Source organism: Natronospirillum sp., from assembly GCF_022565775.1.
Taxonomy (GTDB): domain Bacteria; phylum Pseudomonadota; class Gammaproteobacteria; order Pseudomonadales; family Natronospirillaceae; genus Natronospirillum.
In genome coordinates, this window is record NZ_JAIUMC010000002.1 from 1 (window position 1) to 22326 (window position 22326).

Below are 22326 nucleotides of genomic sequence, written 5' to 3' on the forward strand. Positions count from 1 at the left end.
ACGTGCAAGGATGCACTAATGTCGCGGGCGCATGGATGCGCAGGAGCGACCGGCGACGACAGCCGCCCAGTCAGGGTACCCCGCAGAGGTGGCTTTGCTTCCAGCCAGACGCAAGCTTGGTGACGGTCCAATCAGCACTCAACCCTCAGGAAGCATTTGCAGGCGCACGCCCAAACAAACCATCCGTTGAGTTGCTGCGGGCGGCTCCGTACAATAACGCGTCTAATCATTGAGCAATTGAGCAGCAGGAGCCCCGCGCATGTCCGATATCAAGAAGGTTGTACTCGCCTACTCAGGAGGCCTGGACACCTCAGTCATCGCCAAATGGATTCAGGAAACCTATGACTGTGAGGTTGTCACCTTCACCGCGGACCTGGGGCAGGGCGAAGAAGTGGAGCCCGCGCGCGCCAAGGCCAAGGCGCTGGGCATCAAGGAAATCTATATCGAAGACCTGCGCGAAGAATTCGTGCGCGACTATGTATTCCCCATGTTTCGCGCCAACACCATCTATGAAGGCGAATACCTGCTCGGCACCTCCATTGCCCGTCCGCTGATTGCCAAGCGCCTGATCGAGATTGCCAATGAAACCGGCGCCGATGCCATTTCGCACGGTGCCACCGGCAAGGGCAACGACCAGGTGCGCTTTGAACTGGGCGCCTATGCACTCAAGCCTGGCGTCAAGGTAATCGCCCCCTGGCGCGAATGGGACCTGACCAGCCGCGAAAAGCTGATGGCCTACTGCGAGCAGCACGACATACCGGTCGACTTCAACAAGCAGGGCAAGAAGTCCCCCTACTCGATGGACGCCAACCTGCTGCACATCTCCTATGAAGGCGGCATTCTGGAAGACCCCTGGGCAGAAGCCGAAGAAGACATGTGGCGTTGGTCGGTCAGCCCCGAAGCCGCACCGGATCAGCCCGAGTACATCGAACTGACCTACGAGAAAGGCGATATCGTCGCCATCGACGGCAAGAAGATGTCCCCCGCCGAAGTGCTGACCTACCTGAACCAGGTGGGCGGCAAGCACGGCATCGGCCGGCTGGACATCGTCGAAAACCGCTATGTCGGCATGAAATCACGCGGCTGCTACGAAACCCCCGGCGGCACCATCATGCTGCGGGCGCATCGCGCCATCGAATCCCTGACGCTGGACCGCGAAGCCGCGCACCTGAAAGACCAGTTGATGCCCAAGTATGCCGAAGTCATCTACAACGGCTACTGGTGGAGCCCCGAGCGCCTGATGCTGCAGGAAATGATCGACGCCTCGCAGCAGACCGTGAACGGCGACGTGCGCCTCAAGCTCTACAAGGGCAATGTTATCGTTGCGGGCCGCCGCTCCGACGACAGCCTGTTTGATGAAAGCATCGCCACCTTCGAAGACGATGCCGGCGCCTACGACCAGAAAGACGCCGAAGGCTTCATCAAGCTTAACGCCCTGCGCCTGCGCATCGCCGCCAGCAAGGGCCGGAGCCCGCTGCGCTTGAAGTAAGTGCAAGGTGCTGAGGTGACGCGGGTTATCCCGGTGCGCTAGAATCTTTGCAAAAGGAAAGGCAGGCCGTTCGGATTGGTGTTCGGCCCTTGACTAGAGGATCAGCCCGTCTATGAAACGAATCGGCCTGCTGTTGTGTATCCCGGCTTTTTGGATACTGCTCTCCGGTTTCTACCTGCTGGAACCCAAGATCATCGGTGGCGAGGATGAGACCGACCCGCCGCCTTACCTGGCCTTCATGCTTGTCGAGTTCTCCAATGGAGGATTGCAGCAATGCGGTGCCAGCTATATTGCTGATCGAGTGGCGCTGACCGCCGCGCATTGCCTCTACAACTCGAGCAATGAAAAAGCCACCTCGGTACGCCTGGCCTTCAATGTGCCGGACGGTGACCTGAACAACCTGACGTCCGAGGATCTGATCGATGCGTCCTGGTTCGATATTTTCCCGGAATACGACAACTCCAGGTTTTCCTCGAACCCCACACGGGATGCGGCGCTGATCTACCTGGAGGAAGCTCCATCTGGCGCCCAGCCCATATCGATGGCCAACTCGGCACTGACCAATTCGCTGGAGCAGAATCGTTCCGATGTGGTGGCCTACGGCTGGGGTCTGACCGAAAACAACGGGTCGCCGGCCGATGTGTTGCAGACCGTCACCTTGCGCATGGACAACCGCCAAAGCTATGACAGCAGCTCAATCTGGGATCTGCTCGAAGAGTGGGTGGTTTTCGCCGGCAGCACCGATGACGGCCAGGATACCTGTCAGGGCGACAGTGGCGGCCCTCTGGTCTATTTCGATGACGGCGTGCCGGTGCTGGTCGGCATTACCAGCTTTGGCCCGCAGCAGTGTGCTTCGGATAATCAGCCCGGCGGCTATACCCGTGTCTCTCGGGTGCGCAGTTGGGCCGGGGATCTCGACCTAGGTCTGTTCGTGCTGCAGGATACGGTCCTGTCCCGGCGGGTCAATGAATCCAGCGGCGCCATGTCACTGTTGGGCCTGTTGTTGCTGGCGCCGGGTGGCATCGCCTTGCGCCGCCGGCTGCGCGACTGAACTCAGGGGCCGTGCAATTGCAGCAGGGGCGGCAATACGATGCCCGGGTTGTCCGGTTCCAGCCCGGGCAACAGTAATTCAGCTTCGTCTTCCGTGGGGAACATCCAGCGCAACAGATCATAGTAGCGTCGGATGTTCTGCACATAGACTACAGGCTCATCTCCCCGGGCGAAGCCATACCGGGTAAAGCGATAGTAGTCCGGGTCGCGCAGTAGCGGCAGGTACTCTCTCAGATCGGTCCAGTAATCCGCCTCTTCGTCCACCGCTGCAGCAATGCGCCGCGCGTCCATGACATGGCCCATGCCGACATTGTAGGCGGCCAGGGCAAACCACAGTCGATCCGGATCTTCGATATTGTCGGGTACGCGCCCATAGAGGCCGGCCAGATAACGGGCGCCGCCTCTGACGCTCTGCTCGGGATCAAGCCGGTTGGTCACACCCAGCTCGCCGGACGTGCGCAGGGTCAGCATCATGACGCCACGCACCCCGGTGGGAGATACCGCATCGGCTCGCCAGTGAGATTCCTGATAACCGACTGCGGCGAGCAGTCGCCAGTCCAGGCCGGTCTCTTCGGCTCCGGCTTCAAAAAAGTCGCGCAGTGGGGGCAGCCGGGTGTTCACATGCCGCTCAAAACGTCTGACGCCGACATAGTCGAACTCGCGCAGATGGCCGAGGTGCTGATCAAGGACGATTTCCAGTTGACCCGTGGCCTCCACGTGATCGAGGAAATTGTTGGCAGCAGCGCGCAGACTGCCATCCTTGTTGGCATAGAATTTCCAGGCAACCGGCTGAGGCGCCGAAATATCAAAGGCGTGGCGCAGGGAAGGATAGAAGGGCCGGTAGTAGGCATGGTCATTGGAGTCGATCACGGCATAGTCGGCTTCGCCATTGCCGAGTGCCTTCAGAACGGCCTCTGTGGTGCCGTTTACCACCTGAATATCCAGTGGCTGTTCTATGGCCAGTGTACGCAGCGCCCGGTACTGAGCGGTATTGGCGCGTACCGCACCCTGCAGCGCCGGGAGTTCATCAACCACCTGTAAACTGTTGCTTTTGTAGACGACCTGCTGCAGCACATCCATGTAGGGCCGTGAATACACCATGTCCGGCGGACCCTGACCGAGGTCCGGGACAACTATGCCACCCACCGCCATATCGGCCAGGCCGAGGCGCAGGGCCCGGCGCAGTTCCTCTTGAGAGTCAACCGTGTGGAATCTGAGTTCCAGGCCCAGGTGATCGGTGAATTTCCTCGCCAGGGTCATCTCCAGCGTGTCACCATGAGCATTGAAGTGCCGCGGGTCATTGGCAATCACCACCCGCAGTTCGCCGGCGCGCTCAATGGTGTCCATGTGACCAATGCGGGAAAAGCCGAACAGGAACACCGTAACGGTGATTAAACCGACGCACGCCCAGATGATGGTGCGCTTCAGTAGTCGCTGTCGAGCCAAAATATGCATGCGAACAATGAAAATCCCGGGCTGATTGAGTATGATACCGGCGCTCAGAAAGCTACCCAAAAAGTCCTTGGGAGCGTTGCACGTTTAACGCGACACCCAAAAGCTACAGAGGCTTCCAGATCATGCAGGTTCTTCGCGGGGCGCAAGCCCTCTCGTCATTCCGCCGCCAAAAACTGCTGTCGATATTGCAGGGGGTGCTGCCGGAGATCACTTCAGTGTCTGCCGATTATGCACATTTTTTACGCACAGACGAGCCATTGACGGAATCTGAACACACGGTGCTGGAACGTCTGCTGGACTATGGCCCCGCTGCAGAACCGGCAAATGAGGCTGCCAAGGCGTCTACGGAAGTATTTGTGGTGGTGCCCAGGCCGGGCACTATTTCGCCCTGGTCGTCCAAGGCAACTGACATCGCGCACAACTGCGGCTTGAGCAAAATCCAGCGAATTGAACGGGGCATTGTTTACCATGTGGCTGGCCCCAAAGCGCTTAACGACGAGCAGCGGCAGAAGCTGGGCAGCCTCTTGCATGACCGCATGGTGGAAGCCGTGTTGCCGCAGGTGGAAGACGCCGAGCTGCTGTTTGCCCGCACCGAGCCCGCACCCCTGACCGATGTCGATATTTTGGGTGGCGGACGCGAAGCGCTTGCGTCTGCCAATACCACTTTGGGTCTGGCACTCGCCGATGATGAAATCGACTATCTGGTAGAGAACTTCCACCGCCTGAAGCGCAACCCGACCGATGTCGAGCTGATGATGTTTGCGCAGGCCAACTCGGAGCACTGCCGGCACAAGATTTTCAATGCAGACTGGGAGGTCAACGGCGAGGCTCAGCCCCATTCTCTGTTCCGCATGATCAAGTACACCTATGAGTGCAACTCGGCAGGCGTCCTTTCGGCCTACAAGGACAATGCCGCCGTCATGGCGGGGTTTCGCGCCGGGCGTTTTTATCCCGACCCGGTCACTCAGGCCTATGGCTACCATGACGAGACTGTCCATATCCTGATGAAGGTGGAGACCCACAACCACCCGACGGCCATATCGCCGTTTCCGGGGGCGGCGACCGGCGCCGGTGGTGAGATTCGCGATGAAGGCGCCACCGGACAGGGTTCCAAGCCGAAAGCCGGCCTGACCGGTTTTACCGTCAGCAATCTGCGTATCCCTGGTTTTGTGCAGCCCTGGGAGGGCCAATATGGTCGTCCGACCCGCATGGAATCTCCACTCAATATCATGCTGGAGGGCCCCATCGGTGGCGCCTCCTTCAACAACGAATTCGGCCGTCCGAACCTGACCGGCTACTTCCGCACCTTTGAAGTCAGTGCACCGTCAGTCATCGGCGATCAGCTCTGGGGCTATCACAAGCCCATCATGATTGCGGGTGGTTACGGCAATATTCGCGCAGATCATGTCGACAAAGCCTGGGATGCCCTGCCGGAAAAGGCACAGTTGATCGTGCTCGGCGGGCCTGCCATGCAGATCGGCCTCGGCGGTGGTGCGGCTTCTTCCATGGCCTCCGGCGAGGGCTCGGAAAGCCTGGACTTCGCCTCCGTGCAGCGGGGCAACCCGGAAATGGAGCGCCGCTGTCAGGAAGTGATCGACCGCTGCTGGCAGTTGGGCGAGCAGAATCCGATCCTGTTCATACATGATGTCGGTGCTGGTGGCCTGTCCAACGCCTTGCCAGAGCTGGTCAATGACGGGGGTCAGGGCGCGCGCATTGATCTGCGTGCCATCCCCAATGACGAACCGGGCATGTCGCCGCTGGCGATCTGGTCCAACGAATCGCAGGAACGCTATGTGCTGGCCGTCAGCCCGGATCGACTGGATGACTTTGCTGCCCTGTGCCGCCGCGAACGATGCCCCTACGCGGTGGTCGGGGAAACCCGTGATGACGGTACGCTGGTGGTGCACGACGAGCTCTTTGCCAACAACCCGGTCGAGATGCCGCTGAATGTCCTGCTGGGCAAGCCGCCCAAGATGAAGCGCAGTTTCCAGCGTCAGGAACGTCCGCAGCAGAAGTTCAAGCCGACCGTGGATCTGGCAGAAGCTGCAGAGCGGGTGCTCAAGCTGCCAGCAGTCGCCGGCAAAAGCTTTCTGATTACCATTGGTGATCGCTCGATCACCGGCACTGTGGTGCGCGACCAGATGGTCGGGCCCTGGCAGATTCCGGTCGCCGATGCGGCTGTGACTACCACCGGTTACCAGGGCTATACCGGCGAGGCCATGGCGATGGGCGAACGCACCCCGGTTGCGGTCATTGACCCGCCGGCTGCCGGTCGTCTGGCCGTGGCTGAGGTGATTACGAACCTGGCCAGTACCCGCATCGAGAACCTGTCCGATATCCGCATGAGCGCCAACTGGATGGCTGCCGCCGGACACCCGGGTGAAGATCAGGCCCTGTACGACACAGTGCAGGCCGTGGGCATGGAGTTCTGCCCGGCGCTGGGCATCACCATTCCTGTGGGCAAGGACTCCATGTCGATGCGCACCCAGTGGGAAGACAGCAGCGGCACCAAAAAGGCAGTGTCACCGGTCTCCCTGATCATGACTGGGTTCGCCCCGGTGACCGATGTGCGCCAGACCGTGACCCCGCAACTGCGTCTCGATCAGGGCGACAGTGAACTGCTGCTGATTGACCTCGGCCATGGTCGCAATCGTCTGGGTGGCAGCGCTCTGGCGCAGGTCTACCGCAAGGTAGGCCATACCCCGGCCGATGTGGACTATGCAGAAGACCTCAAGGTGTTCTTTGGCGCTATGCAGAGCCTGCTGGCGAAGGGCCTGGTACAGGCCTATCACGACCGCTCGGATGGCGGCCTGTTTGCCACCCTGGTGGAAATGGCGTTTGCCGGTCGCACTGGTATTGATGTCAACCTGGATGCGGCTGTGCAGCGGGCCCAATACAGCAGCACCGGACTGACCGGTGTGCTGTTCAGCGAAGAACCCGGTGCGGTGCTGCAGGTTCGGCAGGCTGATCTGGAAGACGTGGAAACCGAGCTCAATCGCTGGGGTCTGGGTGACATGATCTGTCGCATCGGAACACCGAATGAAGACGACCAGATTCGCTTCTTTGCCGCGGGCGAAGAGGTGCTGGCCAACTCCCGCACCCAGTATCTGCGCTGGTGGTGGGAGACCAGCTATCGTCTGCAGGCGGAGCGTGACAATCCAGCCTGTGCCAAACAGGAGTATGACAACCTGTTGGATGCCGCCAACCCGGGCCTGCACGCCAGCCTGACCTTCGACCCGGAGGAAAATCCGCTCGACGATCTGGATCCGACCGGGCCAAGCCCACGTGTTGCCATCCTGCGCGAGCAGGGTGTCAACGGGCAGGTGGAAATGGCCGCCGCTTTCGAACGTGCCGGTTTTGCGCCAGTGGATGTGCATATGAGCGACATCCTGGCCGGTCGTGTCGACCTGCAGTCCTTCAGCGGCCTGGTAGCCTGTGGTGGCTTCTCCTATGGCGACGTGCTGGGGGCCGGTGAAGGCTGGGCCAAATCCATCCTATTCAATGAGCGGGCCCGTGAAGCGTTCAAGGCCTTCTTTGCGCGGCCGGACAGCTTTGCCCTGGGGGTCTGCAATGGGTGCCAGATGCTCTCCAACCTGCGTGAGCTGATCCCCGGTACCGATCACTGGCCACACTTTGTGCGCAACGAGAGTGAGCAGTTCGAAGCCCGGGCCTGTCTGGTGCGGGTGGACGAGAGCCCGTCCGTGTTGCTGCGAGACATGGCCGGCTCCCGCCTGCCGATCGCTGTAGCGCACGGGGAAGGGCGCGCCGAGTTCAGGGCTGAGCAGAGTGCTGAAAAAGCGCTGGAATCCGGGCTGGTGGCGCTGCGTTATGTCGACAACTATGGCAAGACCACAGAGACCTATCCCTGTAATCCCAACGGGTCACCGCTCGGGATTACCGGCCTGTGTTCTGCCGATGGCCGGGTTACCATCATGATGCCGCACCCGGAGCGGGTGTTCCGCACGGTAACCAATTCCTGGGCACCGGATGAATGGGGCGAAGACGGCGCCTGGATGCGCATGTTCCGCAATGCGCGCCTGTGGGTGGCAGAGCAACAGGGCGTCGCGACCGCCTCGGAGGCTTAAGATCATGCTGGCCACGCTGGTTATTCTCATCGTGGTGTTGATGGCGTTTGGCGGCTTTATCTGGTTCTTTGCCCGTATCGAACGCAATCCCATCTACCGCACCAGCCGCGAGAGCATGTTGGAGCTGCTGGAGCGGGTAGAGCGAGGCGAGGCCAATGATATCGAATGGCGCACTTTTTTGTCCGTACCGATTCGTCACGACGACTATCTGGATGAACTGCGACTGCGCTGTGAATATCTGGATGATCGCTACAGCCGGCAGATCCGAGGGCAGTTGCTCAGTCGCCAGGGCCGAGAAGAGTTGGCCAAGGTGATCGAGCAACTGAAGCAGTATGATCACAAGGAATTCTGAGCCAAACGGTCGTCTGCTGCTGGCACCCATGGAGGGCGTCATGGATGCCACCATGCGCGACCTGATTACCCGCAATGGCGGCTTCGATCTCTGTGTCACCGAGTTTCTGCGTGTGGTTGATGAGCTGCTGCCACCCCGCGTGTTCCTTCGTCTCTGTCCCGAACTGCAACAGGCTGCTCGCACCCCGGCCGGCACGCCGGTGCGACTGCAACTGCTGGGTAACAACCCGGAGGCCATGGCGGCCAATGCCGCGCGGGCGGTTGAGCTGGGCTCCCCAGGTGTGGATATCAATTTCGGCTGTCCGGCGCGCACGGTCAACAAGAGCCGGGGTGGTGCTATTCTGCTGACCGAGCCGGAGACGCTCTATAGGGTAGTCCGTGCGGTGCGTGATGCCGTGCCGGGGCGACATCCTGTAACCGCCAAGATGCGTCTGGGGTTTGAAGATCGGGCCCGTCTGGTCGACAACACCCGGGCACTGCTGGACGCCGGAGCCGCCGAGATTGTGGTGCATGCCCGCACCAAGGTGGATGGCTACAAGCCGCCGGCCTACTGGGACCAGATCGGCCGGGTGGCGGAGATAGCCAGCACCCGCGGGGTACCTGTGGTGGCCAATGGCGAGGTCTGGTCACGCGCGGATTATGACCGCTGTCGCGCTGAAAGCGGGGTAGCGGATGTGATGCTGGGGCGCGGGGCGCTGGCTTTGCCCAATCTGGCGGCGGTAATTGCCCGGGGCGACACTCCCTGGAGCTGGTCGCGGACGCTGGAGGCGGTTATTGAGCTGGGCAGCATGGATATCGAAGCCGGGCGCGAGCGCTATATGCCAAGCAGAACCAAGCAGTGGTTGAAGTACCTCGAGCGGGCCTATCCCGAAGCCCGCGACTGTTTCGAGCGGGTCAAGCGGGTGCGCACCGCAGCCGAGATGCAGGAGCAGTTGTGTGCGGGCAGGCGCCGTTCGATATGTGCCGCTTGAAAACGCGGTAAGTTAGGGATCAGGCGTCCGGCAACCGCACCATCGGAGGCTAATTTCAATGGGCGGCTATCGCCGCCGAGCGCAGGCAAGCCAGCGCCTACAAAAGTGCCGCCCTGTAGGCGCGCGCCTTGGCCGCGCTTGGGGCCGGAAGGCCCCCTTAGTAGGGGTGGCGCGATAAGAGTCGCCTGGCGCCTGATCGCCAACTTGCCCTGCTGACAGCCTACAACGGAGGCTCATCTCCGAAAACGCAAGGTCAGTTCCTGCCCCTCGCGGCGCCAGTCGAGTCTGTCCAGGGCGCTCATGCCGAGCAGGATGGCGTCGCTGTCATAGCCTGGTAGTATCTGCGCCGCCACGCCATCCAGCTCGATATCACCCAAACCCACCGTGTTCAGCTCGGTCTGGTAGGCTGTCACTATCCCGTTGGCCGTTCGCACCTGAACCGGGTTGCCCCGCTGCAACCCGAGATCCTCAGCGATGCTGGCCGGTATGGCCACCTGGGTGGCGCCGGTATCCAGCATGAAAGTCACCGACTGACCATTGATGGTGCCATTCAGCAGATAATGCCCGCCCCGTGACGGCTGCAGCGTGATCTCGATGGCCTCCGCCGTATGCACGGATTCGATCTGGCGATTCGGATTGAGCAGGTTGTCCAGTTGCTCCTGAAAGGCGAGCACCATCAGGCCGGCAAAAGCAAACCAGGCCAGCAGCCCCATAACCCATCCGACGCGGCGGGTCGGGTTGGGATTGCTGTTCGCCGGGCCGTTCATGAGATCAGGCTCCACTGCGCTTGAAATGGGGTGCATCGCTGGGCAGCAGATGCGCTAGATCGGAGATGTCGACCAGCGGGTCGTCCAGATCCACCGACACGGTAGAATGGGCGAGTGTCCAGGCGCGGCCCGTAATATGACTGTCCAGCGCACGGTGACTGCCCACAGTGGCTTCGCCGATAACGGTACCGCGAAACCGGCTGTTGCGCGGTGAAATGGTCTCCAGATACTCCCCGTCGCGAATGTCTCCTTTCTCGTACATCAAAGCCAGACGCGCGGACGTGCCCGTGCCGGTCGGGCTGCGGCAGATCACACCCGGGTGCACATAGGTGGCCGAGCGGGACTCGTAGCCACCGGGCTCGATCTCGTGCACCGGGCTGGTGAAATGCGCAAAGGGCAGCGGGCCGCAATCACCGAGATCCGGGTGAATCTGTCGAAACTCGGGGCGCACGGCGCGCACAAAGGCATCGCCGAACGCGGCCAGCGCGATCTGCTCCTCGGCCACTATGTCGAAACCGAGTGCGGTGGCATCCACCAGCGCAAAAAAGGCGCCGCTCCAAACCAGGTCATAGCGCACCACACCGTAGTTCGGCACCGTGATGCTGAGGTCTCGCGCGGCCACATAGGCCGGCTCGCCCTGGGTGGTGATCGACTCTACCCGGCCGTTGCGATTGAAGGCCTTGATGCGGGCCAGGCCGGCCGGGGATTCCAGCACCAGATCTTGCTCGCCGTCCTGAATGGGCACAATGCCACTTTCAAGCACGGCGGTTGCCGTGCAGATAGTATTGGAGCCAGAGTAGAGCGGATAACCCATGGCCTCCATGATGATATAGCCCGCTTGGGCTTCCGGATGCGAAGGTTCGACGATCAGGTCGACCGACATGGCCGGATCACCATAGGGCTCCGACAGCAGCAGGCGACGCAGGCCGTCGCCATGATCCTGCAAATAACGCATCTTCTCCAGCACACTGGTGCCCGGAAGGGGCCCTATGCCGTCGATGACGATGCGACTGACATCACCACCGGACTGGGTATCAATCAGCTCAAGCGAGCGCATGCGCCCGGTGCGTTCAGGCATGGGGCGCCCCTTTTTCTTCCCATTGGCTGTCCGGTACCACGACCAGTTTGCCGATATAACGCTTGCTCATGAAGGTCTCCTGAGCCCGGTGGAAGTCGGACAACTTGAATGTCCGATCCAGCAGAGGCCTGATGCGCCCCTGTTGAATATAGTCCACCAGGCGCCGGAATGAAGTCCGGGTGCCTTGTGACGAGCCATGCAGTTCCAACTGTTTCAGATACATGGTGCGCAGGTCCAGATCGACTACGGCACCGCCGATGGCCCCTGCAGTGCTGTAGCGGCCTTCCGGCTTCAGGATGCGCAGCAGATCATTGAACAGGGAGCCGGCCACCAGATCGGCCACTACATCGACGGGTTGGCCGTTGACCATGCGCTCGACGGCGCTGACCAGGTCAGGCTCGTCACGCAGCACCACTTCTTCTGCGCCAATGTCCTTCAGAGCCTGTTCCTTGCCCTTGCTGGTCACGGCATAGGGAATGGCGCCGCGCACCCGGGCCAGTTGAATGATGGCCGAACCCACCCCCCCGGAGGCACCGGTAACCAGCACCCGCTCCCCTTCGGTGAGTCGCGAGCGCTCCAGCATCTGCTCTGCGGTCAGGTAGGCACAGCAGAAGGTGGCCAGCTCGGCATCGCTGATCTCACTGGTCACGTGATAGGCGTTTTCTGCCGGCACGGCGGTGTATTCGGCGTAGCCGCCGTCCCGACCGTGGCCGATATAGTCGATATCGGCCAGACTGTCATCACCTTCCGGTCGGTTGTAGATACTGAAATCGACAATCACCCGCTCACCGACGCGGCTTTCCGGCACGCCGTCGCCCACGGCGATGATCTCACCCACGGTGTCGGTGCCTTGGATGCGCGGGAATTCAAGCGTTGAGCGGCCCCGTCGCCAGGTGGACACGGCGGTGGGATCGGTATCGCTGCCATAGGCGCCTTCGCGAACCCAGACATCGGTGTTGTTCATGCCACAGGCACTGACCCGGATCAGTACCTCTCCCGCTGCCGGCCGGGGAACCGGCACGTCCTTCCGGTAGACCAGCTTGTCAAGGCCCCCGTGGCCGACCAGTTGCACGGCTTTCATGGTGTCTGGAATCATCGTCAGGCCCTCTTTTTCGCCCCTCTTGATGGGTGCTTTTTCGCTCCGGATGACTTTAGAAACTAGTGCCGATCGCTGTGCGGTTCAAGACTTTTCTGTGCTTTGCATGCCCGGCTTCCCGGGAAGGGTGTGCGGGTGCGTCTTGAGTCGCCTTCTGGCATCATTGACCCCCTGAAATGCTTTCGGAGGTGTCTATCAAAAGCTTTATTGGTCGCTTTCACGAAATCCGGGATCGCTCGCGCGCTGAACAGGATGTATTGCTCGAACAGGCGCGCTATGAAGTGTTTGTCAACCAGCGGCGCACCGGGCAGGTGGCGCTCTATCTGTTGGCAGGTCTGGCCGTGGGCTTTGTCATTACCATTGGTGGCTGGTGGCAGTTGCGCCTGCAGAATCCCATGTGGGGGTTCGCCTGCCTTGCTGCCGGCATCGGAGTGGCTTCATTGATTTACCGGACATTGTATCGGGGCCTGCTGCAAAAAGGCCTCAGTGAAGTACTCCGGCAGGAAGCCAGGCGTTCAATGTCCCGGTCGTGACCGGGGAGGACCTACCGTGATGATGCTCAAGTCTGCCCTGATCACCATTTTGGCTGCCTATGGTCTGATTGTGGGCACCATGTGGGTATTCCAGGGCAATCTCTTGCACCTGCCCAGCGGCGATCTGGGGCGCAGCCCGCAGGATATCGGCCTTGCCTATGACGACTTGGAATTGCACACCGCTGATGGTGAAACGCTGCATGCCTGGTGGCTGCCCCATGATTCGCCGCGTGGCACTGTGTTGTTTTTCCATGGCAATGCGGGCAATATCTCGCACCGGCTGGATTCCCTGCGCATATTCCACGATCTCGGCCAGCAGGTGTTGATCATCGACTACCGGGGTTACGGCCAGAGTACCGGCAGTCCGAGTGAAGAGGGTCTGTATGAAGACGCTCGGACCGCCTGGCAGTGGTTACAGGAGGAGCAGGGATTGGACAGTTCGGAAATCACCCTGTTCGGACGGTCTCTGGGCGCTGCGGTGGCGGCCTGGCTGGGTGCTGATTTGGGAGAGGAGTCGTCTCCCGGTGGCGTTATCCTGGAATCAGCATTTACGTCAGTGCCGGATATGGCCGCTCGTATATATCCCTTTTTACCCGTGCGCACGCTGGCCCGCTATGACTATGCGACGGAAGAGTACGTACAACAGCTTCATGCTCCGGTTCTGGTCGTCCACAGCACACAGGACGACATAGTGCCGTTCAGCCATGGTGAGGCTGTCTATCAGGCTGCCAATGAGGGTGCAGCCTCGTCGGTCGATTTTCTCGAGATCAGCGGAGACCACAATACGGGCTTCATGACTTCGGGATCGGTCTATAGACAAGGTCTGGATGACTGGCTGACGCGTATCCGGGAACCTTGAGCTCTGATAGAGGTCAGAGGCTCCTTGAAATCAACAGGTCATTCAGAGGATTAAATAGATGGGGCAGGAAAGAAACCGCCAACTCAAGCAGCAACGAGAGCAGCAGCGAAAGAAGCGCACCATTCTGATTGGCGGCGGTGTCGTTGCTGTGGTTGCTGTTGTGGCGGCTTTTATTCTGTTTTTCCCCAGTGAGCCCGATAGCTGGGAGCAACTGGTCGAAGAAGGACAGGTGGCCATGGCTCAGGTGGAGACGCCGGAAAACCAGGGCGCCAACCATGTGCCTGCAGGTACACGTGTGCCGTATGAAAGCCGTTTTCCAACCTCCGGCCCGCACTGGCCATCGCCAACCCGGCCCGGACACTATGAAACGCCACAGCCCAATGAAGCGCTCGTGCATGCCATAGAGCATGGCAACATCGTCGTGTACTACGATGAATTGAGCGAAGAAGATGAAGCCCGTTTGCGTGAATGGACTGGCTTTTACACCGGCGCCTGGTCAGCAGTGATCGCCACCCCGGAGGAAGGGCTGGGGCGCGGTGTGGTACTGACCGCTTGGGACCATCGAATGCGCCTCGACGAATTTGACGCCGCACCCATGGCCGCCTTTATCGAGGCCTTCCGCGGTCGCGGCCCGGAAAACCCGGTACGCTGATCAATAGAGCTGCCGGTTCATGAAGTCGATGGCGGCGCGGGTAGCGTCGCCACTGAACACCAGACTGGTAGCATGGCCGCGCAGGCGCATCCGATACAGTTCACTGTGTACACCGGCCTGCTGCAGGTCGTGATGGAAATCGGCACTGTGATCCGGCGGAACCAGTCGGTCCCATGTGCCGTGAAAGTGAAAGAACGGCGGCGCATTGCCATGCACATGGACCACCGGCGAGGCCTCGGCATAGCGCTCGGGCATCTGCTCCAGGGTACCACCCAAAAACTGTTCTACCAGCCGCCCCTCACTGAATTTGCGCAGATCACTGGGCGTGCCACCTGCCACCACGGCTGCAGGACGAAGCTCACTGCCCCCGTGCGGCGTGTCCAGAACCGAGTCGGTGCCGGCGACCAACGCTGCAAGACTCACCAGGTGAGCACCGGACGAAAACCCCATCATGCCGATACGGTCGCTGTCGATTGACAGGTCGTCCGCATGGTCCTGTAGCCAGCGCATAGCCAACTGTATGTCCCGGACCGGCTCAGGGTAGGGGTGCCTCGGGGCGAAGCGATAATCGATATTCATCACCACATAGCCCGCTGCCGAGAACAGGCGCGCTGTCCGGTTCATGTCATTGCGGGACCGGCCTTCCCAGCCACCCCCATGAACCAGCAGCAACGCAGGCATTAGCGCATCAGGATCATCGGCTGGTTCGGGTCGGTAAAGGTCGGCAAAAAGTGCCTGTGGCCAATCTTCCGGGCTGAACTGCATGGCCTCTTCCACCGGTACGGCTGGCAGTGTCGCCGGTGGGCCTGATGTATTTTCTGCTTCCCCCTTATTGACGTGCTGAGCACAGCCAACGAGCAGTATCAGGGCGGAAAGCATTGGCAAGACAAGTGGTGTCCTGTAACTGGGGGGCATCTGAGCTCCATCGACAAGAAATGGCAATACAGGCCAGTCTACGATTCATTTCAACGGGCGGATTGGTACTTGCACACGATTCGAAAGTGGCCTAGGTTACAAGTCGTCAAGCCCGCAACAGGAACAACCCATGATCACCACGCTGGCCTTTGTCGCCCTGCATCTGTTACTGGCAGCCATCATCGGCTTTCTGACCGTTAAAGCCGCTCCGGGCGAGGGCTGGAATCACCGCCTTGGTGTGCTTCTGGGGGTGGCAGTATCAACCCTGCCTCCGGTCGGCTGGATACAGTGGTGGCTCTTTCGCAACACTCGCCCGGCTTACGGTGAAAGCTGCATGCTGCAGTCACTCGCAGGTATCGGCTATCTGCTGCTCACCGCCTATGGATTGGAAATAATTTAAGGAGACGCGTCTTGTCTGCAGTACTTCTGTGGCGCTCCAAAGGTGCCTTTGTCAGTATCCTGGCATCCCTGATTCTGGGTCTTTTCCTGCTTACGCTTCCGGCTGCAGGTTCCGAGCATCCGCCCCGAGAACTACTGGCGGACCTGCTCGAAGATGAAGAAACGCGTGCCCGACTGATTGAATCACTGCGCAGCGCAGCTGTTGATGATGGGTTGGCAGAGCCCGAAGAGCAGGCTCCAACCTTCTCGCGGGTGCTGGCCAATACCACTCAGGGGGTGGCACAGAATCTGGTAGGGCAGTTCGGAGAGGCGCTTGAAGCTCTGGAGGCTCTCGGGTCTGAAGAAACAGGACCGGACTACGCGGCGCTGACCGCCAATGCCATCAATCTGCTGGTGGTGATTGTCGGCACGCTGGCTGTCTTTCTGCTGCTGCGGCGCCTGGCACGCCCCCTGTTTAATCGAGCCAGTCGCTGGGCCACGACAGAAGGGCCACGCAGCCGGTTGATTCGGCAGACGATAGCGGTTCTGTTGGCCGCTACGGTTGATATTCTGGTGGTTATTCTGGCTTGGCTCAGTGGTTATGCTGTGGCCCTGTTGATTGTGGGTGATACAGGTGCAATTGCCACGCGTGAGACCCTGTTTCTCAATGCATTCCTGATGGTCGAGGTTTTCAAGGCGTTGATTCGGGTGGTTTTTGCGTCCCGCAACGATGGGCTGCGCCTGCTGCCGATGCAGGGCGAGGATGCAGCCTACTGGAACGCCTGGCTGGCTCGTCTGACCAGCTTTATCGGCTACGGCGTGTTGCTGGTGGTACCCATGGTCAATGCAGACCTGTCGACTGCAGTGGGCCAGATTATCACCTTTATCATCATGCTGGTCGCCTTCCTGTATGCGCTGGCCATTATTCGCCAGAACCGTGATAGCGTGGCGGGCAAGCTCAGGTCTGCAGCCGAAACGGCAACGTCGAACTACATGAAGTTCAGCTTCAGTCTGCTGGCTCGGAGCTGGCACTGGGCGGCAATCGCCTATTTTGCCGGGCTGGCACTGGTGACACTGGTCAGGCCGGAAGATGCCTTGCCCGTTGTGTTGCGTGCCACACTGCAGATGGTGCTCGCCGTGGGCGTAGGTGTTTTCCTGTCGGTCGTACTGGGCCAGTTGATCGGCAACCAGTTGCACATGACGGATGAGATGAAGCAGAAATTTCCGCTGCTCGAAGAGCGGCTGAACGATTTTATTCCGACGGTGCTCAAGGTTGTTCGACTGGTGATACTGGTCGTCGTGGTCGCGTTCATTCTGGACGCATGGGGCCTGTTCAGCCTGGCCGCATGGCTGGGATCGGAAGCGGGTACCAATTTCGTGCTCAAGGCAGTAACGGTTGCCTTGATCCTGGTCATTGCCAAATCCATATGGATACTGCTGGCCAGCTGGATTGAGCACCGACTCAACCCGGAGGTAGGTACCGGTGAACCCACCCCGCGTGAGAAGACCCTGCTGACGATTTTCCGCAATGCACTGATGGTCGCGCTGATCATCATGACGCTGATGATTGTGCTGGCCGAAATCGGTATCAACATCGGTCCGTTGATCGCCGGCGCCGGTGTGCTGGGGCTGGCCATTGGCTTTGGCGCGCAGAAACTGGTACAGGACATCATCACCGGTGTCTTTATCCAGATGGAGAATGCGATCAATGCCGGTGATGTGGTGTCAGCCGGCGGTATTACCGGGGTGGCCGAAAAGCTGACCATTCGCTCACTCGGACTGCGGGACCTGTCCGGCACCTACCATGTCATTCCATTCTCCTCGGTGGAGGCGGTGTCGAACTTCATGCGCGACTTCGGTTTTCATGTGGGCGAATACGGCGTGGCTTACCGTGAAGACACCGACGAGGTGATTCACCACCTGCGTGAAGCCTATGAAGAACTGAAAAAGGATCTGCGCAGCAACCCGGATACCGAGCACCAGTTGCTTGAGGAAGAGCTTGAAGTCCACGGCGTCACGGCGCTGGCCGACAGTGCGGTCAATGTGCGGGTACGCATCAAGACCTGGCCCGGGGTTCAGTGGGCTGTCGGGCGTGCCTACAATCGCCTGGTGAAGAAGCACTTCGACGCGGCCGGTATCGAAATACCCTTCCCGCACACCACCCTGTACTTCGGGCAGAACAAGGACGGTAGCGCCCCGCCGGCACCTATTCGCATCGAACAGGAAATGCCGGAAGGGCAGGATCCCATCGAGGTGGATCAGGCTGACACAAACCCTAAACACAAAGGGGATTTTGACGAGGACTGATCCTTACATCAGAGACGACAGGAACAGGGTGGCCAGGCCCAGATAGACGGTCACCCCTGTGATGTCGGTGATGGTGGTCAGCACGGGCCCGGTCATCATGGCCGGGTCCTTGCCCATCTTCTTGATCAGAAATGGCATGGTCCCCCCGATGACGCCAGCCAGCAGTACATTGAGCCCCAGTGCGAAGCCGGCTACCAGGCCAAGTACGATGCTGCCCTGCAATACATAGGCAATTATGCAGAAAAGCGTGCCCAGCACGGCCCCATTGACCGCCCCGATGGCCAGCTCCTTGTTGACTGCCTGCCAGAAATCGCGCAACCGGGCTTCGCCCAGCGCAATGCTGCGGATCGATACCGACAACGCCTGAATGCCTACATTGCCGCCCATGTCGGTGATCATCGGGAGAAATGCGGCGAGTATGGCGACGGCGACGATGGTTTCCTCGAACGTACTGATGACCGCAACGGCCCCCAGATTGAGAAAAATATTGGCCGCCATCCAGGGCAAACGCTTGCGTATGGCCTGGCGGGGCGGCGTAAAGAAGGATTCGTCCGGAGAGCCCGCGCTCAGGGCAACAAACTCGTCTGCCACTTCATGAGCCAGAAGGTCCATGGCCTGGCCGATGCTGATGATGCCCACCAGAACGTCCTCGTCGTCGACTACCGGGAACATCTTCAGGCGCCGAGAACGGATGCGGCGAGCCGCCTCCAGCGCCGGCTCACCGGTGCGCACGGCGAATATATCCTTGGCCATGGCCTTCATCATTGTAGTTTTGGGATCACTGGTCATCAGTTCACGCAATGACATGACCCCCAGCAACTTGCCGGTTTCCGGTGTAACGACAAAGATGTAAGCGGTCCGGTCGGTGATTTCCTGCGCTTCGCGCACGGCTTCCATGGCTTCGGCGACAGTGGCCTCAGGACCGATGGCAAGAAATGAGGGGCTCATGACCGAGCCGGCAGTGCCTGCAGGATAGCTGGCCAGAGACTCAATCTGGGCGCGCAGATCGGTGTCCAGTTGACCCAGAAGCCGCTGCTTCAGCTCTTCCCCGAGTTCTGGCAGAAGCTGGGCAATGGCTTCCGGCTCCATTTCCGAAAGCAAAGTGCCGGCAAAGTCCTCCTCGAACTGGCCCAGAATACGGGCGGTATACTCTCCAGGCAGGTAGGTTGCAATGCGCCCCGCCTGAGCGGGGGTGATGGCCCGCAGATATTGTTCGGCGGCTTCCGGCGGTGCTTCCTTGACCAGACGGGCCAGGCGCAAAGAGGAGACTCGCCGCGATTTCTTTACAGCGGTTTCGATGGCACCCAGTTCAAGGTTTTTGCGGACTTCTTCTGCCTCTTCCTGCAGGCGACTGGCAACCAGTAGCATAATGCTGCTTCCTCTCTTGGAGGTATGAATTGGGGGTCAGGTTCAGGCAGTGTTGATGAATTCCTTTATCCAGCGTGCCACAAGTTCCGGTTTTTCGGCATGCAGCCAGTGGCCGGCACCCGCGACTACCCGGCCGCGGGCGGAGGGAAACAGGCGGGTAATCAGGGCCTGATCCTCACTGGTGACATAATCAGACTCACCGCCCACCAGAAACTGGCAGGGGCCGTTATAGCTGCCCGAGTCCACCGGGAAGTCGGTCAGGTCCTGGTAATGTCTTTGCAGGGCCTGCCAGTTCAGCCGCCAGTCAAACCCGTGGTCGGTGCGCTCGAGGTTTTTCAGGATAAAGGTTCTGACCGCCGTGGCGGTGATATGGGGTCGCAGGATGTCTTCCGCCTCTTGCCGCGTGCTGGCGCCGGCATCGGCTACCGCCTGCAATCCGGCAAACACATCCTGATGACGGGCCTGGTAGGCTTTCGGTGCTATGTCGACAACCGTCAGACTGGACACCCGGTCGGGAGCCTGCAGGGCTATTGTCATGGCGATCTTGCCGCCCATCGAGTGCCCCACCAGGTGAGCCTGCTCCAGTTCAAGCCGGTCCATCAGCGTCAGCACATCGGCGGCCATGCTGGTATAGGTGCAGTCGTCGTCATGGTGTGGCGAACGCCCGTGATTGCGCATGTCGGGCAGGATCAGGTGGAAGTCTTCGCGCAGCAGGCGACTGACGCCCCCCCAGTTCATCCCGTCCCCGAACAGACCGTGGATGATAATGACAGGAGTACCATTCCCCTGAGTTCGATAGTAGAGTTCCATGCAATTACCGTGTTCCTGAAGTCAATCTGGTTATGTCGTCTGCTACTATGATTTGCCGCGATGGCTGTGGCGCCTGTTGCATTGCGCCAACCATCTCATCGCCTCTGCCGGGTATGCCGGACGGCAAGCCAGCCGGAGTACCCTGTATTCACCTGCTGGAAGATTGGCGCTGCGCGCTGTTTGGCAGTGCGAATCGTCCCCAGGTATGCAGCGATTTTGCGCCTGATCCGGTCGTTTGCGGCAACGACCGCTGGGAAGCGCTGCGACTTATCGGTGAGCTTGAAATCGCCACTCAAAACAGACCCTGATTGGCCTGAACCGCTTCGTGTATCTGCTTGATTTCAGCGGCCTCCCGGTCGGTGGGCAGGCCCAGCCGCTTTAGTGCCGGCACCTCTTCCCAGTTGGCACGGCCAAAATAGTTCTGCTTGTCGGCAAACAACAGCAGGTTGGCTACAGTAACCAGATCAGCGTGAGTCACCGTGCCCAGGTCTTTGCTGTAATCCCGGTAGGTTTCGGGAACTGTGACCAGTTCCATCGGGAAGCCCCAGCGTTCGAGAATGATCTTGCCCATGCGGGTATGCAGATGACCAGAGAGCTTGTCGAGATGGATGCCGTCCAGTTGTACACTGTCGGTTTCTTCGGCATACACCAGCACCGGCAGGACACCAATGCGATGCAGCAGTGCCGCCAGTGAGGCTTCGTCTTCAGAGATATCGCAGCGCCCTGACAGAATGGCGGCATAGAGTGCCACCTGTGAGGTGATCTGCCAGTTGCGCCGCATCCGCTCTTCAATCATGTCCGACGTGGCCTGAAACATCTGCTCCATCGCCAGGCCAATCGCCAGATTGGCTGTATAGTCCATGCCCAATCGCCCAACCGCCTGTTGCAGATCGCGAATCTCCTGGGTGGCCCGAAACAGTGGCGAGTTGGCGACACGCAGAATACGCGCCGCCACAGCCGTATCCTGACTGATGACGGTGGACAGTTGGGCTACCGTAGCCTCCGAATCTTCAGCGACCTCACGCACGCGCAAGGCAATTTCGGGCAGTGTGGGCAGCGTCAGTTCGTCATTGCGCAGCTTTTGAACAATGTCATCGCGAACCGTTTCAACAATGTTGGCCATAACGTGAAAGTCTCTGTATTGAATTATTGCGCCTCATTGACCGGGTTGACCCAGTCGCCGAGATCCACTGGCTGATCCTGCAGGCTGACCTTGACAGCCTGCAATGACAATACTGCCAGACCGGTCCAGCCCTTTTCTGTGGGCACACTGCAGGCCATCTCACCTACTGATTTTTCCGCTTCGTCATGGAGCCGGCTGAGGGGCTCCGGCAGAGGCCCCAGACCGGAGAGACGCCGCAGTGCCTTTTTGCTGCTACCCTTGTAATGCAGGCGCGCCACAACTTCCTGTCCAGTGTAGCAGCCTTTGGAAAAGCTGACGCCACCGAGATAGTCCCAACTGATGGTCTGTGGCAGAAACTGTTCACTGGTTGCCGGTTCTATCCAGACCAGTCCGGCCGCCATCTCCAGTCTTTGCCAGTGAGCCTCCGGCAGCCAGTTAGCCTGCTCTTCCAGCAAGCCCAGGCGCGCCTCATAAGCCTCTGACGGCAAGGGGTCCAGCCACTCGAGACTCTGCCCTGAACCAAGATGCATCCGGACCCGGTGCGGCTCAACCAGGGCCGTTCCGGAAGACAATGCAGCGTCGTTGGCGTCAACTGTGGCCAGCCCGTGCCAGTGCAGGCTCTGGTCCTCCAGCCGGGTTTTGAAAAAGGCGGCATATTTGGACAGCCGCTCGATAGTGGGTGCCACCATGGCGTGAGGCATCACCAGCCAGAAGCGTTCGTCGTCCAGACAGAGCAGATAAAAGTTGGCATACAGCCGCCCTTTGGCTGTGCAGAAACCACCCAGTACCCAGGCACCAGGCGCCAGGCTCTGTGCATCTGCAGTACACTGGCCCTGCAGGAACCGGCGGCTGTCGGGGCCGGTGACGGAGAGAATGCCGCGCTCTGCGAGCGGCATGACGGTCGCTGTCATGTGATTGTGTCGCTCCTGTAGCGGTTGAGGGCGTTCGAAAATCACCCTTGGAGTTAACTGGCTTGCAGCGTTGCGCTGCATTAGAATAGCAGACAGGACAAACAGGTTGGGAGTCGCTCCCGACTTTT

The 22326-nt window shown here is 60.0% G+C and carries 20 protein-coding genes; 11 read left to right on the forward strand and 9 right to left on the reverse strand.

Annotated features, from left to right (window positions below; translation table 11 throughout):
* Positions 1–259 precede the first annotated feature (259 nt).
* Both LAT62_RS00875 and LAT62_RS00880 read left to right on the forward strand, forming a co-directional pair.
* Complete coding sequence (locus LAT62_RS00875; protein ID WP_293377479.1) at positions 260–1489, forward strand: argininosuccinate synthase; 1230 nt, start codon at positions 260–262, stop codon at positions 1487–1489.
* A 112-nt stretch (positions 1490–1601) separates the two neighbouring features.
* Positions 1602–2540: a trypsin-like serine protease gene (locus LAT62_RS00880; protein WP_293377482.1), complete on the forward strand. Its 939-nt coding sequence runs from the start codon at positions 1602–1604 to the stop codon at positions 2538–2540.
* 2 nt (positions 2541–2542) lie between these two features.
* Here the strand turns inward: LAT62_RS00880 and mltF are convergent, their stop codons facing one another.
* Positions 2543–3994, reverse strand: coding sequence for a membrane-bound lytic murein transglycosylase MltF (mltF, locus tag LAT62_RS00885; RefSeq protein ID WP_293377485.1), 1452 nt, complete (start codon positions 3992–3994; stop codon positions 2543–2545).
* A 122-nt stretch (positions 3995–4116) separates the two neighbouring features.
* Here mltF and purL point away from each other — a divergent pair, with 122 nt between their 5' ends.
* Genes purL through LAT62_RS00900 form a run of 3 tightly spaced genes read left to right on the forward strand, consistent with a single transcriptional unit; the run spans position 4117 to position 9401 of the window.
* Entirely contained in the window at positions 4117–8079 is a 3963-nt protein-coding gene (purL, locus tag LAT62_RS00890) for a phosphoribosylformylglycinamidine synthase (RefSeq protein ID WP_293377488.1), read from the forward strand.
* A 4-nt stretch (positions 8080–8083) separates the two neighbouring features.
* Complete coding sequence (locus tag LAT62_RS00895; protein ID WP_293377491.1) at positions 8084–8431, forward strand: hypothetical protein; 348 nt, start codon at positions 8084–8086, stop codon at positions 8429–8431.
* Positions 8412–9401 (forward strand): tRNA-dihydrouridine synthase, encoded by a 990-nt coding sequence (locus LAT62_RS00900; RefSeq protein WP_293377494.1) that lies wholly within the window; start codon positions 8412–8414, stop codon positions 9399–9401. The genes LAT62_RS00895 and LAT62_RS00900 overlap by 20 nt, the downstream gene beginning before the upstream one ends.
* Positions 9402–9634: 233 nt before the next feature.
* Here LAT62_RS00900 and LAT62_RS00905 read toward each other — a convergent pair whose 3' ends face one another.
* From LAT62_RS00905 to LAT62_RS00915, 3 genes are read right to left on the reverse strand one after another with little or no spacing between them, the layout of a single operon-like run.
* The gene (locus LAT62_RS00905; RefSeq protein ID WP_293377497.1) at positions 9635–10168 is read right to left on the reverse strand and encodes a TIGR02281 family clan AA aspartic protease; all 534 of its coding nucleotides are present in this window, start codon (positions 10166–10168) and stop codon (positions 9635–9637) included.
* A 4-nt stretch (positions 10169–10172) separates the two neighbouring features.
* On the reverse strand, positions 10173–11246 hold the full coding sequence (locus LAT62_RS00910) for a proline racemase family protein (RefSeq protein ID WP_293377500.1): 1074 nt from the start codon (positions 11244–11246) through the stop codon (positions 10173–10175).
* The gene (locus LAT62_RS00915; RefSeq protein WP_293377503.1) at positions 11239–12342 is read right to left on the reverse strand and encodes an alcohol dehydrogenase family protein; all 1104 of its coding nucleotides are present in this window, start codon (positions 12340–12342) and stop codon (positions 11239–11241) included. Before LAT62_RS00915 ends, LAT62_RS00910 begins: the two co-directional genes overlap by 8 nt.
* Positions 12343–12530: 188 nt before the next feature.
* Here LAT62_RS00915 and LAT62_RS00920 point away from each other — a divergent pair, with 188 nt between their 5' ends.
* Genes LAT62_RS00920 through LAT62_RS00930 form a run of 3 tightly spaced genes read left to right on the forward strand, consistent with a single transcriptional unit; the run spans position 12531 to position 14386 of the window.
* The gene (locus LAT62_RS00920) at positions 12531–12875 is read left to right on the forward strand and encodes a hypothetical protein (RefSeq protein WP_293377506.1); all 345 of its coding nucleotides are present in this window, start codon (positions 12531–12533) and stop codon (positions 12873–12875) included.
* Between the two features lie 19 nt (positions 12876–12894).
* Complete coding sequence (locus LAT62_RS00925; protein ID WP_293377866.1) at positions 12895–13734, forward strand: alpha/beta hydrolase; 840 nt, start codon at positions 12895–12897, stop codon at positions 13732–13734.
* A 58-nt stretch (positions 13735–13792) separates the two neighbouring features.
* The gene (locus LAT62_RS00930; RefSeq protein WP_293377509.1) at positions 13793–14386 is read left to right on the forward strand and encodes a DUF3105 domain-containing protein; all 594 of its coding nucleotides are present in this window, start codon (positions 13793–13795) and stop codon (positions 14384–14386) included.
* Here the strand turns inward: LAT62_RS00930 and LAT62_RS00935 are convergent, their stop codons facing one another.
* A complete protein-coding gene (locus LAT62_RS00935) occupies positions 14387–15151 on the reverse strand; it encodes an alpha/beta hydrolase (RefSeq protein WP_293377512.1) in 765 nt (254 codons plus the stop codon). It abuts the gene before it with no gap.
* A 280-nt stretch (positions 15152–15431) separates the two neighbouring features.
* Between LAT62_RS00935 and LAT62_RS00940 the strand changes: the two genes are divergently transcribed.
* Both LAT62_RS00940 and LAT62_RS00945 read left to right on the forward strand, forming a co-directional pair.
* Positions 15432–15701: a hypothetical protein gene (locus LAT62_RS00940; RefSeq protein WP_293377515.1), complete on the forward strand. Its 270-nt coding sequence runs from the start codon at positions 15432–15434 to the stop codon at positions 15699–15701.
* Positions 15702–15712: 11 nt separating this feature from the next.
* Positions 15713–17986, forward strand: a complete 2274-nt coding sequence (locus LAT62_RS00945; protein WP_293377518.1) for a mechanosensitive ion channel domain-containing protein — start codon at positions 15713–15715, stop codon at positions 17984–17986.
* 3 nt (positions 17987–17989) lie between these two features.
* On the opposite strand, the gene mgtE is transcribed toward LAT62_RS00945, so the two are convergent.
* Positions 17990–19354 carry a magnesium transporter gene (gene mgtE / locus LAT62_RS00950; protein WP_293377521.1) on the reverse strand — a complete coding sequence of 455 codons (1365 nt, stop codon included), beginning with the start codon at positions 19352–19354 and terminating at the stop codon, positions 17990–17992.
* Between the two features lie 42 nt (positions 19355–19396).
* A complete protein-coding gene (locus tag LAT62_RS00955; RefSeq protein WP_293377524.1) occupies positions 19397–20164 on the reverse strand; it encodes an alpha/beta fold hydrolase in 768 nt (255 codons plus the stop codon).
* A gap of 47 nt (positions 20165–20211) precedes the next feature.
* On the opposite strand from LAT62_RS00955, the gene LAT62_RS00960 reads away from it, so the two are divergent.
* A complete protein-coding gene (locus tag LAT62_RS00960) occupies positions 20212–20472 on the forward strand; it encodes a YkgJ family cysteine cluster protein (protein ID WP_293377869.1) in 261 nt (86 codons plus the stop codon).
* Here the strand turns inward: LAT62_RS00960 and LAT62_RS00965 are convergent.
* Positions 20457–21287, reverse strand: coding sequence for an HDOD domain-containing protein (locus tag LAT62_RS00965; protein WP_293377527.1), 831 nt, complete (start codon positions 21285–21287; stop codon positions 20457–20459). The two genes, LAT62_RS00960 and LAT62_RS00965, sit on opposite strands and share 16 nt — an antisense overlap.
* Positions 21288–21310: 23 nt before the next feature.
* Complete coding sequence (locus tag LAT62_RS00970) at positions 21311–22198, reverse strand: hypothetical protein (RefSeq protein ID WP_293377530.1); 888 nt, start codon at positions 22196–22198, stop codon at positions 21311–21313.
* Between the last annotated feature and the right edge of the window lie 128 nt (positions 22199–22326).